At 68.2% G+C, this 14,133-nt stretch carries 10 protein-coding genes; 4 read left to right on the forward strand and 6 right to left on the reverse strand.

The features are described from left to right. The first annotated feature begins 5 nt into the window (after window positions 1-5). Complete coding sequence (locus A5771_RS07540) at window positions 6-860, forward strand: glycine betaine ABC transporter substrate-binding protein (protein ID WP_064854585.1); 855 nt, start codon at window positions 6-8, stop codon at window positions 858-860. A 5-nt stretch (window positions 861-865) separates the two neighbouring features. On the opposite strand, the gene A5771_RS07545 is transcribed toward A5771_RS07540, so the two are convergent. The 3 genes from A5771_RS07545 to A5771_RS07555 all read right to left on the reverse strand — a co-directional run bounded on the left by A5771_RS07545 (window position 866) and on the right by A5771_RS07555 (window position 6,542). Then, entirely contained in the window at window positions 866-1,690 is an 825-nt protein-coding gene (locus A5771_RS07545; RefSeq protein WP_064854586.1) for an SDR family NAD(P)-dependent oxidoreductase, read from the reverse strand. Between the two features lie 168 nt (window positions 1,691-1,858). Then, entirely contained in the window at window positions 1,859-5,638 is a 3,780-nt protein-coding gene (locus A5771_RS07550; protein ID WP_064854587.1) for a multifunctional oxoglutarate decarboxylase/oxoglutarate dehydrogenase thiamine pyrophosphate-binding subunit/dihydrolipoyllysine-residue succinyltransferase subunit, read from the reverse strand. Between the two features lie 121 nt (window positions 5,639-5,759). After that, window positions 5,760-6,542 (reverse strand): hypothetical protein, encoded by a 783-nt coding sequence (locus tag A5771_RS07555; RefSeq protein ID WP_064854588.1) that lies wholly within the window; start codon window positions 6,540-6,542, stop codon window positions 5,760-5,762. 271 nt (window positions 6,543-6,813) lie between these two features. Between A5771_RS07555 and A5771_RS07560 the strand changes: the two genes are divergently transcribed. Continuing rightward, window positions 6,814-8,766, forward strand: a complete 1,953-nt coding sequence (locus A5771_RS07560; protein WP_082947110.1) for an MFS transporter — start codon at window positions 6,814-6,816, stop codon at window positions 8,764-8,766. A gap of 14 nt (window positions 8,767-8,780) precedes the next feature. Here A5771_RS07560 and A5771_RS07565 read toward each other — a convergent pair whose 3' ends face one another. Further along, window positions 8,781-9,311 carry an LppP/LprE family lipoprotein gene (locus A5771_RS07565; protein WP_109401057.1) on the reverse strand — a complete coding sequence of 177 codons (531 nt, stop codon included), beginning with the start codon at window positions 9,309-9,311 and terminating at the stop codon, window positions 8,781-8,783. Between the two features lie 143 nt (window positions 9,312-9,454). On the opposite strand from A5771_RS07565, the gene A5771_RS07570 reads away from it, so the two are divergent. Continuing rightward, the gene (locus A5771_RS07570) at window positions 9,455-11,179 is read left to right on the forward strand and encodes a DEAD/DEAH box helicase (RefSeq protein WP_064854591.1); all 1,725 of its coding nucleotides are present in this window, start codon (window positions 9,455-9,457) and stop codon (window positions 11,177-11,179) included. After that, a complete protein-coding gene (locus A5771_RS07575) occupies window positions 11,176-12,315 on the forward strand; it encodes an acyltransferase family protein (protein WP_064854592.1) in 1,140 nt (379 codons plus the stop codon). Before A5771_RS07570 ends, A5771_RS07575 begins: the two co-directional genes overlap by 4 nt. Here the strand turns inward: A5771_RS07575 and A5771_RS07580 are convergent. Then, a complete protein-coding gene (locus A5771_RS07580) occupies window positions 12,305-12,886 on the reverse strand; it encodes a TetR/AcrR family transcriptional regulator (RefSeq protein ID WP_064854593.1) in 582 nt (193 codons plus the stop codon). The genes A5771_RS07575 and A5771_RS07580 overlap by 11 nt on opposite strands. Next, window positions 12,886-14,106 carry a cytochrome P450 gene (locus A5771_RS07585; protein WP_064854594.1) on the reverse strand — a complete coding sequence of 407 codons (1,221 nt, stop codon included), beginning with the start codon at window positions 14,104-14,106 and terminating at the stop codon, window positions 12,886-12,888. Before A5771_RS07585 ends, A5771_RS07580 begins: the two co-directional genes overlap by 1 nt. Between the last annotated feature and the right edge of the window lie 27 nt (window positions 14,107-14,133).

Genomic DNA, 14,133 nt, shown 5'->3' on the forward strand with positions numbered 1-14,133 from the left:
GCACGGTGCCCCGGCCGCCAGGACACCTGCGCCGCCTGGCGCTCGGATTGGCGGCCGTGCTGATCGCAGGTTGCGGTGGCCACTCGCAACCACCGACGTTGAGTGTCGGAACGTCACCGGACCCGCAATCGCAGGTTCTCGCCGAGCTGTACGCCAGCGCTTTGCGCGGCGCCGGCGCCGCGGTGCGGGTCGCACCGGTCGCCGACCCGGTCGCCGGGCTCGACACCGGAGAACTCACCGTCGTTCCGGGCTTCACCGGCCGCTTCCTGGCGGTGTTCGCTCCGGATTCCGCCGCGCGCTCGGATCGGCAGGTCTACTGGGCGCTGGCCGGGGCGCTGCCGGAGGGCATCGCAGTCGGTGACTACGCCATGACCGCCACCGACAAGCCCGCGGTGGCCGTGACGAAGGCCACTGCGACGGCCTGGGGAGGCGCCGATCTGGGCGGGCTGGTACGGCACTGCGCCGCGCTGACCGTCGGCGCGGTTGCGGGCGCGCAGTCGCCGGACAAGGTCGGGCGGTGCGCGCTGCCGAAGTTGCGCGAATTCCCGGATGACGCAGCATTATTCGCGGCATTGCGTAGCCGTCAGATCACTGCGGCGTGGACCAGCACCGCCGATCCCGGCGTTCCCGAGGACATCGTGCTGCTCGCCGACGGCCGGCCGGCGCTGGTGCGCGCGGAGAACGTCGTCCCGTTGTATCGGCGCAATGCGCTGAGCGAATCCCAACTGCTGGCGATCAACCAGGTGGCCGGTGTGCTGGACACCGCTGCCCTGACCGACATGCGCCGCCAAGTCGACGGTGGCGCCGACCCGCAGGCGGTGGTGGACGCCTTCTTGGACGAACACCCGCTGGGACGCTAGCGCGGCTACCGGGGCGCGAACCGGGGGATGGCGTAGGCGAACAGCCGTTGGTATCCCGAGCCCAGGATGCGCACCAGCAGGTCGAGAACCTTGGCGTCCTTGCCGATGAGCACGCGAGCCCGGTTCTTGCTGACCCCTTCGAGGATCACTCGGGCAGCCTCTTCGGCGGTGGTGGCGGCCAACTTCCGGTCGAAGAACTCGGCCATCGCGGCGGCGTCCAACCCCTCGGCGACGGTGGCGTTGCGGGCGATCGCGGTCTTGATACCGCCCGGATGCACCGTGGTGACCTTGACCGGGTGCCCGGAGATCGCCATCTCCTGACGCAACGCCTCGGTGAAGCCGCGGACGGCGAATTTCGCCGCGTTGTAAGCACTCTGGCCGGGTGTCGACAGCAGTCCGAACAAGCTTGAGATGTTGATGACATGGCCGTCGCCGGAGGCGATCAGGTGCGGCAGGAAGGCCTTGGTGCCGTTGACCACGCCCCAGAAGTCGACGTCCATCACCCGCTCGATGTCTTTGAACTGGCTTACCTCGACGTTGCCGCTGTAGGCGATACCGGCGTTGTTGTAGATCTGGTTGACCTTGCCGAAGTGCTCTTTGACCTCGTCGGCGTAGGCGAGAAAAGCTTCCCGCTCGGTGACGTCGAGGCGGTCGGCCTTGACCCGCACGCCCAGCGCGCTCAACCGCTGCTCGGTCTGTGCCAGCCCCTCGGTGTCGACGTCGCTGATCGCCAGCTGCGCGCCGGCGCGGGCCAGCTCGATGGCCAGCGCTTGGCCGATACCCGAACCGGCGCCGGTGACCACGGCGATTTTTTCGGCAAATCCCTGCATGTGCTCTCCCAGCAGTCAGTTGACCACTAAAGCCTATCCGGTACCGCCGGTACCGTGTTCATGCACCCGGCGCAGCCGGTTCAGCGTGCACAGCACGCACGCGGTCGCGGGGGCTCAGGCGAACGCCTCGTCGGTGCCCGATGCTCCTCGAACGTTCGGCTTCGTTCCTCAGGCGAACGCCTCGTCGATGATCTCCTGCTGCTCGACGGCGTGCACCTTCGACGAACCCGACGATGGCGCCGACATGGCCCGCCGCGAGATCCGCCTGATCCCGCTCAGCTTGTCGGGCAGCAACTCCGGCAACTCCAGACCGAACCGCGGCCACGCCCCCTGGTTGGCCGGCTCCTCCTGCACCCAGAAGAACTGCTCCACGTTGGGATAGCGGTCCAGGGTCGCGCCCAGCCGGCGTCTGGGCAGCGGGGCCAGCTGCTCGACCCGCACGATCGCCACGTCGTCGCGGTTGTCCTTGGCCTTGCGTGCGGCGAGCTCGTAGTAGATCTTGCCGCTGGTCAACAGGACCCGGGTGACTTTGTTGCGGTCGCCGTCGCCGTCCTGGTAGGTGGGCTCTTCGAGCACCGAGCGGAACTTGACGTCGGTGAAGTCCTTCAGGTCGCTGATGACCGCCTTGTTACGCAGCATCGACTTCGGGGTGAACACGATCAGCGGCCGCTGGATCCCGTCGAGGGCGTGCCGGCGCAGCAGATGGAAGTAGTTCGACGGAGTCGACGGCATCGCGATCGTCATCGAGCCCTCCGCCCACAACTGCAGGAAACGCTCAATGCGCCCGGAGGTGTGGTCGGGACCCTGACCCTCATGGCCGTGCGGCAGCAGCAGCACCACGGTGGACAGCTGGCCCCACTTGGCCTCACCGGAGCTGATGAACTCGTCGATGATCGACTGGGCCCCGTTGACGAAGTCGCCGAACTGCGCCTCCCACAGCACCAGCGCCTCGGGGTTGCCGACGGTGTAGCCGTACTCGAAGCCGACCGCCGCGAACTCCGACAGCGGTGAGTCGTAGACCATGAACTTGCCGCCGCTCGGGGTGCCGTCAGGGTTGGTGGCCAGCAACTGCAGCGGGCACAACTCCGCGCCGTTGGCCTGGTCGATGATCACCGAGTGCCGCTGCGAGAAGGTGCCGCGGCGAGTGTCCTGCCCGGACAGCCGGATCAGCTTGCCGTCGGCGACCAGCGAACCGAGCGCCAGCAGTTCGGCGAACGCCCAGTCCACCTTGCCCTCGTAGGCCATCTCCCGGCGCCGCTCCAGCACCGGCAGTACCCGCGGGTGCACGGTGAAGCCGTCGGGAATCGTCATGAACGCATCACCGATGCGGGCCAGCACCGCCTTTTCCACGGCGGTGTTCAGGCCGCGCGGCACCTGCTGCTCGGATTCCACCGACTCGCTGGGCAGCGCGGCGTGCTTCTCGAGTTCGCGGATCTCGTTGAACACCCGCTCCAACTGACCGTGGTAGTCGCGCAGGGCGTCCTCGGCCTCTTTCATCGAGATGTCGCCGCGGCCGATCAGGTCTTCGGTGTAGCTCTTGCGGACGCCGCGCTTGGAGCCGATCACGTCATACATGTACGGGTTGGTCATCGACGGGTCGTCGCCCTCGTTGTGGCCGCGCCGGCGGTAGCACAGCATGTCGATGACGACGTCCTTGTGGAACTTCTGCCGGAAGTCCACCGCCAACCGGGCCACCCAGTCGCACGCCTCCGGGTCGTCGCCGTTGACGTGGAAGATCGGCGCGCCGATCATCTTGGCGACGTCGGTGCAGTATTCGCTGGAGCGGGAGTGGTCCGGCGCCGTGGTGAACCCGATCTGGTTGTTGACGATGATGTGGATGGTGCCGCCGACCCGGTAGCCGGGCAGCAGTGCCATGTTCAGCGTCTCGGCCACCACGCCCTGGCCGGCGAACGCGGCGTCGCCGTGCAGCATCATCGGCACGACGGAGAATGGCGGCTGTCCGTTGCCATCCGAGGCGCCCCTGTCCAGCAGGTCTTGGCGGGCCCGGACCAGTCCCTCAAGCACCGGGTCCACCGCTTCCAGATGCGACGGGTTGGCAGTCAGCGACACCTGAATGTCGTTGTCGCCGAACATCTGCAGGTACACCCCGGTAGAGCCGAGGTGGTACTTGACGTCGCCGGAGCCGTGCGCCTGAGCCGGGTTGAGGTTGCCCTCGAATTCGGCGAAGATCTGCGAATAGGGCTTGCCGACGATGTTGGCCAGCACGTTGAGCCGGCCGCGGTGCGGCATGCCGATGACGACCTCGTCGAGCCCGTACTCGGCGCACTGGTCGATCGCGGCGTCCATCATCGGGATGACCGACTCGGCGCCTTCCAGCGAGAACCGCTTCTGCCCGACGTACTTGGTATGCAGGAAGCTTTCGAACGCTTCGGCGGCGTTGAGCTTGCTCAGAATGTATTTCTGCTGCGCCACAGTGGGTTTGACGTGCTTGACCTCGATGCGCTCCTGCAGCCACTGCTGCTGCTCGGGCTCGAGAATGTGGGTGTATTCCACGCCGACGTGGCGGCAGTAGGCGTCGCGCAGCACCGAGAGGATCTCGCGCAGCTTGCGGATGTCGCCACCGGGCAGTCCCTCGACCTTGAACTCCCGGTCTAGGTCCCACAGCGTCAGACCGTGGGTCAGCACGTCGAGGTCGGGGTGGCTGCGGAAGCGGGTGTTGTCCAGTCGCAGCGGGTCGACGTCGGCTATCAGGTGGCCGCGGTTGCGGTAGGCGGCGATCAACTCGACGACCCGGGCGTTCTTGTCCACGACGGAGTCGGGGTTGTCGGTGCGCCACCGTACCGGCTCGTAGGGGATGGACAGCTCGAAGAAGATCTCGTCCCAGAACGCGTCGGACAGCAGCAACTCGTGCACCGTGCGCAGGAAGTCGCCCGATTCCGCACCTTGGATGATCCGGTGGTCATACGTCGAGGTCAAAGTGATCAGTTTGCCCACTCCGAGCTCGGCGATGCGCTGCTCGCTGGCGCCCTGGAACTCGGCGGGATACTCCATCGCGCCGACCCCGATGATCGCGCCCTGGCCGGCCATCAGCCGTGGCACCGAGTGCACGGTGCCGATGGTTCCGGGGTTGGTCAGCGAGATCGTCACGCCGGCGAAGTCCTCGGCGGTCAGCTTGCCGTCCCGGGCGCGACGCACGATGTCTTCGTAGGCAGCGACGAATTGGGCGAACCGCAGCGATTCGGCTCCCTTGATACCCGCCACCACCAGGGAGCGCTTGCCGCCGGCGCCCTGCAGGTCGATGGCGAGCCCCAAATTGGTGTGCGCCGGGGTGACGGCGTTGGGCCGGCCGTCGACCTCGGCGAAGTACCGGTTCATGTTCGGGTACTGCTTGACCGCCTGCACGATGGCGTAGCCCAGTAGGTGGGTGTACGAGATCTTGCCGCCGCGGGTGCGCTTGAGCTGGTTGTTGATGACGATGCGGTTGTCGATCATCAGCTTGGCCGGGATGGCCCGCACGCTGGTGGCCGTGGGCACCGTCAGTGAGGTGTCCATGTTCCGGACCACCGCCGCAGCCGCGCCGCGCAACACCTGCATTTCGGCGCCGTCGGCCGGAGCGGGGGCCTGGGACTGGGTGGGCTTGGCGGCCTTGGCGGGAGCAGGCTTGGCGGCCTTGGCGGGAGCAGGCTTGGCGGCCTTGGCGGGTGCAGGCTTCGCCGGGGCGGCCGGTGCAGGTTGGGCGGGCGGCGGAGTGGACTGCGGCGGTTCCAGCTTCGTCTCTCCTCCGTCGAGGCTCGCTGAACCGCTCGGCCCATGCGACGGTTCCAGCTTCGCCTCTCCTCCGTCGAGGCTCGCTGAACCGCCGGGCTTGTAGTCGGACAGGAACTCGTGCCAGCTCGGATCCACCGATGACGGATCGTCGCGGAATTTGCGGTACATCTCCTCGACTAGCCACTCGTTCTGACCGAAGGGTGAACTCATACCGCTCACGTCTGTTACTCGCCTCGATTCCTGGTCGTCCGGCGAGACATGTGCGCCGCGCCCTCCTGCCTCATAAAGGCTAGCCCCTCCCCGTTATTCCGCCAGGCTCGCCGCCGAACGTCGGCCCTGATCAGGCCGACGGTTGCACGGGACTGACATCGTCGTCGTGCAGGGCCGGAAGCAGATGCAAGGTGACCGGCCAGCGGTCGGCGGCGGGACCGAACGCCGTGCGGGCGTTCTTGATGATCTTTTTGCCCATCATGCGGTTGCCGAGGGCCCCGATCAGAGCGCCCAGACCGACCGGCAACAGCTTGCCGAACGCCAACGCCCCGCGTCGCAGGGCGAAGCGCTTGACCGAGTACCGCAGCAACCGGGAGTTCAGCTCCGATACCGCCGGCAGCGGCAGCGCCGCGGTGCCCTCGGTGAGCCAGGCGCCGCTGGTGCGGCCCGAGCCGAGCAGCTCGGCCACCGCGCCCTTGCCCTGATCGCCGACCAGTACCGCCAGCACCAGGGCGCGGCGTCGCTCCCGGTTGTCGACCGGAATACCGTGCGCCTCGGCGACGGACAGCACCAAGAACGCGGTGGCCTCCAGGAAGACCGCGGTCTCGCCGGCGACCGCCGACAGCGCGAGCAGTGTGCCGACCGCCGACGCCGCCGCGGTGGCGCCCACCGCGGCACCGCTGGCCGTCACCGCCGCCAGGTAACGCTTCTCCAGCTTCGCCACCACTTGCGCCGGGCTGGTCCCGGGCTCGCTGTGGCGCAGTCGCTCCACATAGGCCCGCACGGCCGGACCCTGCACCCGCTCACTGCGCTCGATGACCCGGGACAGCACCCGGGCCGCCATGCTGGGCTTCTCAGCGCCGGTCGCCGGCGCCGGTTCCTGCGCCGACCGCCGTCGTCGAAAGATGCCCATAGTGCCTCCCGTTCGGCTCGCCTGGTGTTCAGGCTAACGCCCCGGTGGGGGTTTACCCGCTTCAACGGCGCAGTAGCCCTCGGCAGCGAATCACCGTGTCGGCGCTGTGAGTTGTTCAAGACAACATCTATCCGTAGCGTCGCATCAAGTGGCTTCATGCCCGGAACCGCAGAGCGCAGCGAGGGGAGGGGCGGCGCTTGTGAGCACCGCGAGCAGCCGGACTCGACCCGGTCACGTGGATTCGACCAACCCGTGGAACGCGCTGTGGGCGATGATGCTCGGCTTCTTCGTGATCCTGGTGGATTCGACGATCGTGGCGGTCGCCAATCCGAGCATCATGGCCGCGCTCGGCGTCGGCTACGACACCGTGATCTGGGTTACCAGTGCCTACCTGCTCGGTTATGCGGTGCCGCTGCTGGTGGCCGGACGGCTCGGCGACCGGTTCGGCCCGAAGAACCTCTACCTGGTAGGGCTGGCGGTGTTCACCGGCGCCTCGCTGTGGTGCGGCCTGGCGGGCGGGATCGAGATGTTGGTCACCGCGCGTGCGGTGCAGGGCGTCGGCGCCGCGCTGCTGACGCCGCAGACCCTCTCGGTGATCACCCGCACCTTCCCCGCCGATCGTCGCGGGATGGCGATGAGCGTGTGGGGAGCGACCGCCGGTGTCGCGACGCTGATCGGGCCCCTGGCGGGCGGGGTGCTGGTGGACCGGCTCGGCTGGGAGTGGATCTTCTTCGTCAACGTTCCCGTCGGTGTCCTGGGCTTGGTCCTGGCGTTCGTGTTGATCCCGGACCTGCCGGTGCACCGGCATCGGTTCGACTGGATCGGGGTGGCGCTGTCCGGGATCGGGATGTTCCTGGTCGTCTTCGCTCTGCAGGAAGGCGAGTCGCAGGGGTGGGCGCCGTGGATCTGGGCGCTGATCGTCGGGGGCATCGGCTGCCTGGCGGTCTTCGTCTACTGGCAGGCGGTCACCGGAGGCGAGCCGCTGGTCCCGCTGCACATCTTCCGTGACCTCGACTTCGGGCTGGCCAACCTCGGAGTGGCCGTCATCGGCTTCGCCGCCACCGCCATGGTGCTGCCGGTGATGTTCTACGCCCAAGTGGTGTGCGGGATGTCACCGACTCGATCGGCGTTGCTGACCGCGCCGATGGCGATCGCGAGCGGCGTTTTGGCCCCAGTCGTCGGCAAGATCGTCGACCGGGCTCACCCGCGCTCGATGGTCGGGTTCGGCTTCTCGGTGCTGGCGATCGCGCTGACGTGGCTGTCGATCGAGATGACGCCCACCACCGCGATCTGGCGGCTCGTGTTGCCGTTCGCGGCGGTCGGCGTCGGGATGGCGTTCATCTGGTCGCCGCTGGCCGCTACGGCCACCCGCAACCTCCCGCCACATCTGGCCGGCGCCGGCTCCGGGGTCTACAACGCCACCCGCCAGGTCGGCGCGGTGCTGGGCAGTGCCGGCATGGCCGCCTTCATGACGTCGCGAATCTCGGCCAACCTGCCGCCGATGCCGGGCGGCGCGCACCCGGCGGTCCGGCAGCTGCCCGAGTTCCTGCACGAGCCGTTCGCGGCGGCGATGTCGGAGTCGACGCTGCTGCCCGCCTTCATCGCCCTGTTCGGCGTGGCGGCCGCGCTGTTTTTGGTCGGCATCGTCATCCCGCCGGCCCGCCGGACATCCCGGTACCTCGACGAGGCCGACGACTCCGACGATGCCGGCGACTTCGAGGACCTTGACGAACCCGACGACGGGATTCACCTCGCCGAGGCGCGCGTCGCAGAACGGGTCAGTCTGCCGCGCCACATCGCGGCGCTGCACGCGGCCCGCGAGGTCGACGAGCCGACCGAGCTGATCCCGACCGTCGCGCCCATCCAGCCGGAGCCGCGCGCGCCGGCCCGGCACCACGTCCACCGCCCAGCCCGGCACTTTTACCGACCGGCCCGGCACGAAGCACGTCAACTGATCCGGCACGACGATGCCGTCACCGAGCCGCTGACCGTCGAGTTTCCGCCGGTCGCGCCCTCGGTGCCGGAGCCGCCGCCGGTGAGCCGCAACGGCTTTCATGTCGAGACCGGACAGCACTTCCGTCCAATCGTCAACGGGACGCCGGTGCCCGACGTGCTGGCCAAATTCGGCATCAGCGGAAGGGTCTCGGGGCACCGCAACCGGCACTACCGCGACGACCCTGACGACACCGACGAGCTCGGGCGGCACTCCGGCCGCGACACGTAGTCCCGGATCTGCGGCTACCGGGTGTTGCCGATGATCTCCACCCCGGTGCCGTTCCACCGGAATTTGGCCAGACCGGTCAGTCCGGCGATGCCGCTGGCGTTCTTCAACGCCACCGTGTCGGCGGTGCAGTGCGCGAGATCGATCCCGTTGAACCCGTAGGTGTCCGGCACGGATTGCGGAAGGAACACTCCGCGATGGAACAGCACCGCCCGGGTGCTGGGATGGTCGGCGTTGGTGTTGGCCTTGACGATCACCGCTGACAGGTCGGCGCACTCGCTGTAGTTGCCGGCCAGCGGTTCCGGGCTCCAGGGTTGTCCGCTGCGCGGGTCGTGGGGCAGCTCCGAAACGGCCTTGGCGACCGCCGGGGCGGCCAGGTTGACCGCGCACGGGTCGGCCGGCGCCGGCATGCTGCCGGTCGCCACCGACGACGGGGCCGCAGGACCGTCGGGTGCGGCCGCAGGGCTGGTGTTCTGCGGGGTCTTGGCGACGGTGGAATCGCCGGAACTGCACCCGGCCAGCAGCGCCACGGACAGCGCGCCGACCACGGCTAACGGTCTAGCGGCAGCAAACACACCGGGCACCGTACCGTCGTGCCGGGGTTAACTCTGGGAGGCGCGGCCGAGCATCGGGCAAGGCACGGACGGCGTGGCGATAGGCCGGCGTTGTTGCCCGTAGACTGCTAGACGCCATGACCTCGCTTGATACCCCTCCCGGGTCCGATTCCCACCCACTCGCCGCGACCTTCGCTGACCTGCAGATCCACCCGTCGGTGTTGCAGGCCGTCGCCGACGTCGGCTACGAGACGCCCTCGGCGATTCAGGCCGCCACCATCCCGGCGTTGCTGGCCGGCTCCGATGTGGTCGGCCTGGCCCAGACCGGCACCGGCAAAACCGCGGCGTTCGCCATTCCGATCCTGTCGCGCATCGACACCGCCAGCAAGGCCACCCAGGCGCTGGTGCTGGCCCCCACCCGGGAGCTGGCCTTGCAGGTCGCCGAGGCATTCGGGCGCTACGGCGCGCATTTGCCGCGGGTCAACGTGCTGCCGATCTACGGCGGCGCCTCCTACACCGTGCAGCTGTCAGGGCTGCGACGCGGTGCCCAAGTGGTGGTCGGCACCCCGGGCCGGGTCATCGACCACCTGGAACGCGGCAGCCTGGACCTGTCACACCTGGACTACCTGGTGCTCGACGAGGCCGACGAGATGCTGCAGATGGGATTCGCCGAGGATGTCGAGCGCATCCTGGCCGACACCCCGGAGTACAAGCAGGTGGCGTTGTTCTCGGCGACGATGCCGCCGGCGATTCGCCGGATCACCACCCGCTATCTGCACGACCCGGTCGAAGTCACCGTCGAGGCGAAAACGACCACGGCGGAGAACATCTCGCAGCGCTACATCGAGGTCGCCGGCCCGCGCAAGATGGACGCCCTGACGCGGGTACTCGAAGTCGAGTCGTTCGAGGCGATGATCGTGTTCGTCCGCACCAAGCAGGCCACCGAGGAGGTCGCCGAAAAGCTGCGCGCCCGAGGGTTTTCCGCGGCGGCGATCAACGGTGACATCGTCCAGGCGCAGCGCGAGCGGACCATCGCGGCGCTGAAGAGCGGCAACATCGACATCCTGGTTGCCACCGATGTAGCCGCCCGCGGCCTGGACGTCGAACGCATCTCCCACGTGGTCAACTACGACATCCCGCACGACACCGAGGCGTACGTGCACCGCATCGGCCGCACCGGGCGGGCCGGGCGGTCGGGGACCGCCCTGCTGTTCGTCAGCCCGCGGGAACGCCATCTGCTCAAGGCGATCGAGCGGGCGACCCGCCAGAAGCTCACCGAGTCGGCGCTGCCCACCGTCGAGGACGTCAACGCTCAACGGGTGGCGAAGTTCGCCGACTCGATCACCACCACCCTCAACTCGCCCGGCACCGATGTGTTCCGCAGCCTGGTCGAGGAGTACAGCCGCGACCACGATGTGCCGATGGCCGACATCGCCGCGGCCCTGGCGCTGCAGTCCCGCGACGGGGAGGCGTTCCTGATGGCGCCCGAACCGCCTGCGGCCGAGCGCCGGCCGCGGGAGAGGTTCGAGAAGCCAGATCGCAAGGACGGCCGCAAGGGCGGCCCGAAAGAGGGATTCGCCACCTACCGGATCGCCGTCGGCAAGCGGCACAAGGTGTCCCCGGGGGCGATCGTCGGGGCACTGGCCAACGAGGGCGGCCTGCACCGCAGCGACTTCGGCAATATCAGCATCAGGGTGGATCACTCGCTGGTGGAACTGCCGGCCAAACTGTCGGGCAAGACGCTCAAGGCACTGGAGCACACCCGCATCCAGGGCCAGCTGATCAACTTGCGCCGCGATCGTCCGTCCGGCAAGCCCGACCGCCACCGCGACGGGGGGCCGCACCGGAAACGGATGGGATGACGCTGCCGCAGGAGGAGGTCGCCCAAGGCGGGCTGGAGCAGGTCGGTCACGTCGATCGGGTCGCCTCACTGACCGGTGTGCGCGCGGTGGCCGCGATTCTGGTCGTCGGCACCCACGCGGCCTACACCACCGGCAAGTACACCCACGGCTACGCCGGACTGCTGGGTTCCCGCATGGAGATCGGGGTGCCGATCTTCTTCGTGCTCTCCGGTTTCCTGTTGTTCCGGCCCTGGGTGCGCGCCACCGCATTCGATCGTCCGGCCCCGTCGGTGCGCCGCTACGCCTGGCGCCGGGTGCTGCGCATCATGCCCGCCTACGTCGTCACCGTGCTGCTGGCCTACCTGATCTACCACTACCGCACCGCCGGCCCGAACCCCGGCCACAACTGGATCGGGTTGTTGCGCAACCTGACACTGACCCAGATCTACACCGACAACTACATGTTCGGCTATCTGCATCAGGGCCTCACCCAGATGTGGAGCCTTGCCGTGGAGGTCGCCTTCTATGTGGTGCTGCCGCTGCTGGCCTATCTCACGCTGGTCCGGCTGTGTCGGCGACAGTGGCGACCGGTGCGGCTGCTGGCCGGACTGACGGCACTGGCGGTGATCAGCCCGGCCTGGCTGATTCTGGTGCACGCCACTGATTTTCTGCCCGACGGCGCCCGGCTGTGGCTGCCGACCTACCTGGTCTGGTTCGTCGGGGGAATGGCGCTGGCGGTGTTGCAGGCCATGGGCGTGCGCTGCTATGGGTTCGTGGCGATTCCGTTAGCGCTGATCTGCTATGTCATCGCGGCCACCCCGATCGCCGGGGAACCCACCACGTCGCCGACCAAACTTTCCGAGGCGCTGGTCAAGGCGGCTTTCTACGCTGCGATCGCCACCCTGGCGGTGGCGCCGCTGGCGCTGGGCAACCAAGGTTGGTACGCCCGGTGGCTGGCCAGTAGGCCGATGGTGTGGCTGGGGGAGATCTCCTACGAGATCTTCCTGGTCCACCTGGTGCTGATGGAGGTGGTGATGGTGGAGGTGCTACGAGCCCCGGTGTACACCGGGTCGATGCTCAACCTGTTCGTGCTCACGATGGTGGTCACCATTCCGGTGTCCTGGCTGCTGCACCGGTTCACCCGGGTCAGGTCCTGAGCCGATCCGGCGCCACAACGACCGGAACCACGAACTGCATCAGCATCGCCCGCTCGTCGTCGGCATTGCGGCCGGGAAAGCTCAGCAGCGACGTCATCACCCGCACCACCCAGCGGGCGCGCTGCTCGGTGTCGCTGTCGTCGGTCCCTAGCGCGGACAGGAACGTCGTGACCATCACGGTGATGACCTCGGAGCGCTCGGCCATCGCGGCACCGATGGGCGGGCCGGTCTCGGCGAACCACGACGCCAGCGCCGGGTTGGCCCGCACCAGCGCCAGCGATTCGGTGATCCCGGTGACCAGCCGCCCGGCCGGATCGTCGATACCGGCCAGCCGCTGGGTCAGCTCCTGATACAGGGTGTTGGCCCAGCGGTGTACGTAGGCGGCGTAGAGCGCGTCGCGGTTCTCGAAGTAGCGGTACAGCGTGGCACGCGAACACCCTGCGGCGCGGGCGATTTCATTCATGCCGACCGAGCCGGGGTCGTGCTGGGCGAACAGCGTCTCGGCTGCGTCGAGGATCTTCTCGGCGGCCAGCTCGCCGCGCTGATCCGACAACCAGGACCGCCCGGCCATCATGACGCGGCGGTGAACGGAATCGACATCGGCCGCCGCACGTAACTGCCTCCGGCCCAGCGGATCCCGGCCTCGTCGATCGCATAGTCCGGGCAGCGGGCGAGCAACTCCTCCAGCGCCACCCGGGCCTGCATGCGGGCGGCCTGGTTGCCGATGCAGTGGTGTGCACCGTAGCTGAAGGTGAGGATCTGGTGGGGCTTGCGCCGCACGTCCAGTTCGGCGGCGTTGGGCCCGAACTGGCGCTCGTCGCGGTTGGCCGAGCCGTAGAGAAGCAGCGCCTTGCGGCCGGCCGGAATGGTGGTGTCGCCGATGGTCACCTCCCGGGTGGTGGTGCGGGCCAGACCTTGCACGGGCGAGGTCAACCGCAACAGCTCCTCGACGGCATCGCGGATCAGCTCGGGCCGGTCCACCAGCAGCTGGCGCTGGTCACGGTGGCGTTGCAGCAATTGCACTGAGCCGCCGAGCATTCCGGTCGTGGTGTCGTTGCCGCCGGTGACCATGGTGAAGGTGAAAGCCAGCACCGCCAGCAGCCCCTTGATGTCACCGTCGGCGCCCATGCCGGCCGCCACCAGATGCGAAACTGTGTCGTCTTCGGGTTCGGATCGCCGGCGTTCGATGAGCGCGGTGAAGTAGCCCATCATCTCGCCGATCGCGTCCCCGGCCGAGGCGACCCCGTCCTCGCTGGTGGTGGCCGCGACGATCGCGTCGGTCCACCCGTCGAACTGGGCGCGGTCCTGTTCGGGTACCCCCAGGTAGTGCGCGACGACCATCGACGGCAACGGCTTGAACAGGTCGACGACGATGTCCCCGCCGCCGTCGGCCTGCAGCCGGTCGAGGCGCTCGACGACGAACTCGCGAACCTTCGGCTCCAGCAGCTCGACCTGCCGCGGCATGAAGCCACGGGCCACCAGCTTGCGGAACTCGGTGTGCACCGGGGGATCCTGCATCACCATCGGCGGGTTGTCGGCCAGGCCGATCATCTCCAGCTCGCCGTAGTTGATCGTCAGCCCCTGTGCGGAGGAGAAGGTCTCGTGGTCGGCGGCGGCCGCCCAGATGTCGGCATGCCGGGACAGCACGTAGTAGTCGTGGTCGGGCTTGTCGGCCGGGACCACGTGGTGGACCGGGTCGTGATCGCGCAGCGCGGCATACATCGGCCACGGGTTCGGCCAGGTGTCGGCATTGCACAGCTCGAACTTCGGATGAGACAAAGCGGTCGTCATGTCTCATGGATACGACATGGTTTATCG

This window comes from Mycolicibacter sinensis, assembly GCF_001667375.1.
Lineage (GTDB): Bacteria > Actinomycetota > Actinomycetes > Mycobacteriales > Mycobacteriaceae > Mycobacterium > Mycobacterium sinense_A.

Excerpts from the sequence above, each read along its gene's own strand:
- A5771_RS07545 (WP_064854586.1), bottom strand. The coding sequence starts at position 1,690 with ATGCAGGGATTTGCCGAAAAAATCGCCGTGGTCACCGGCGCCGGTTCG.
- A5771_RS07555 (WP_064854588.1), bottom strand. The coding sequence starts at position 6,542 with ATGGGCATCTTTCGACGACGGCGGTCGGCGCAGGAACCGGCGCCGGCG.
- A5771_RS07560 (WP_082947110.1), top strand. The coding sequence starts at position 6,814 with ATGATGCTCGGCTTCTTCGTGATCCTGGTGGATTCGACGATCGTGGCG.
- A5771_RS07570 (WP_064854591.1), top strand. The coding sequence starts at position 9,455 with ATGACCTCGCTTGATACCCCTCCCGGGTCCGATTCCCACCCACTCGCC.
- A5771_RS07575 (WP_064854592.1), top strand. The coding sequence starts at position 11,176 with ATGACGCTGCCGCAGGAGGAGGTCGCCCAAGGCGGGCTGGAGCAGGTC.
- A5771_RS07580 (WP_064854593.1), bottom strand. The coding sequence starts at position 12,886 with ATGGCCGGGCGGTCCTGGTTGTCGGATCAGCGCGGCGAGCTGGCCGCC.
- A5771_RS07585 (WP_064854594.1), bottom strand. The coding sequence starts at position 14,106 with ATGACGACCGCTTTGTCTCATCCGAAGTTCGAGCTGTGCAATGCCGAC.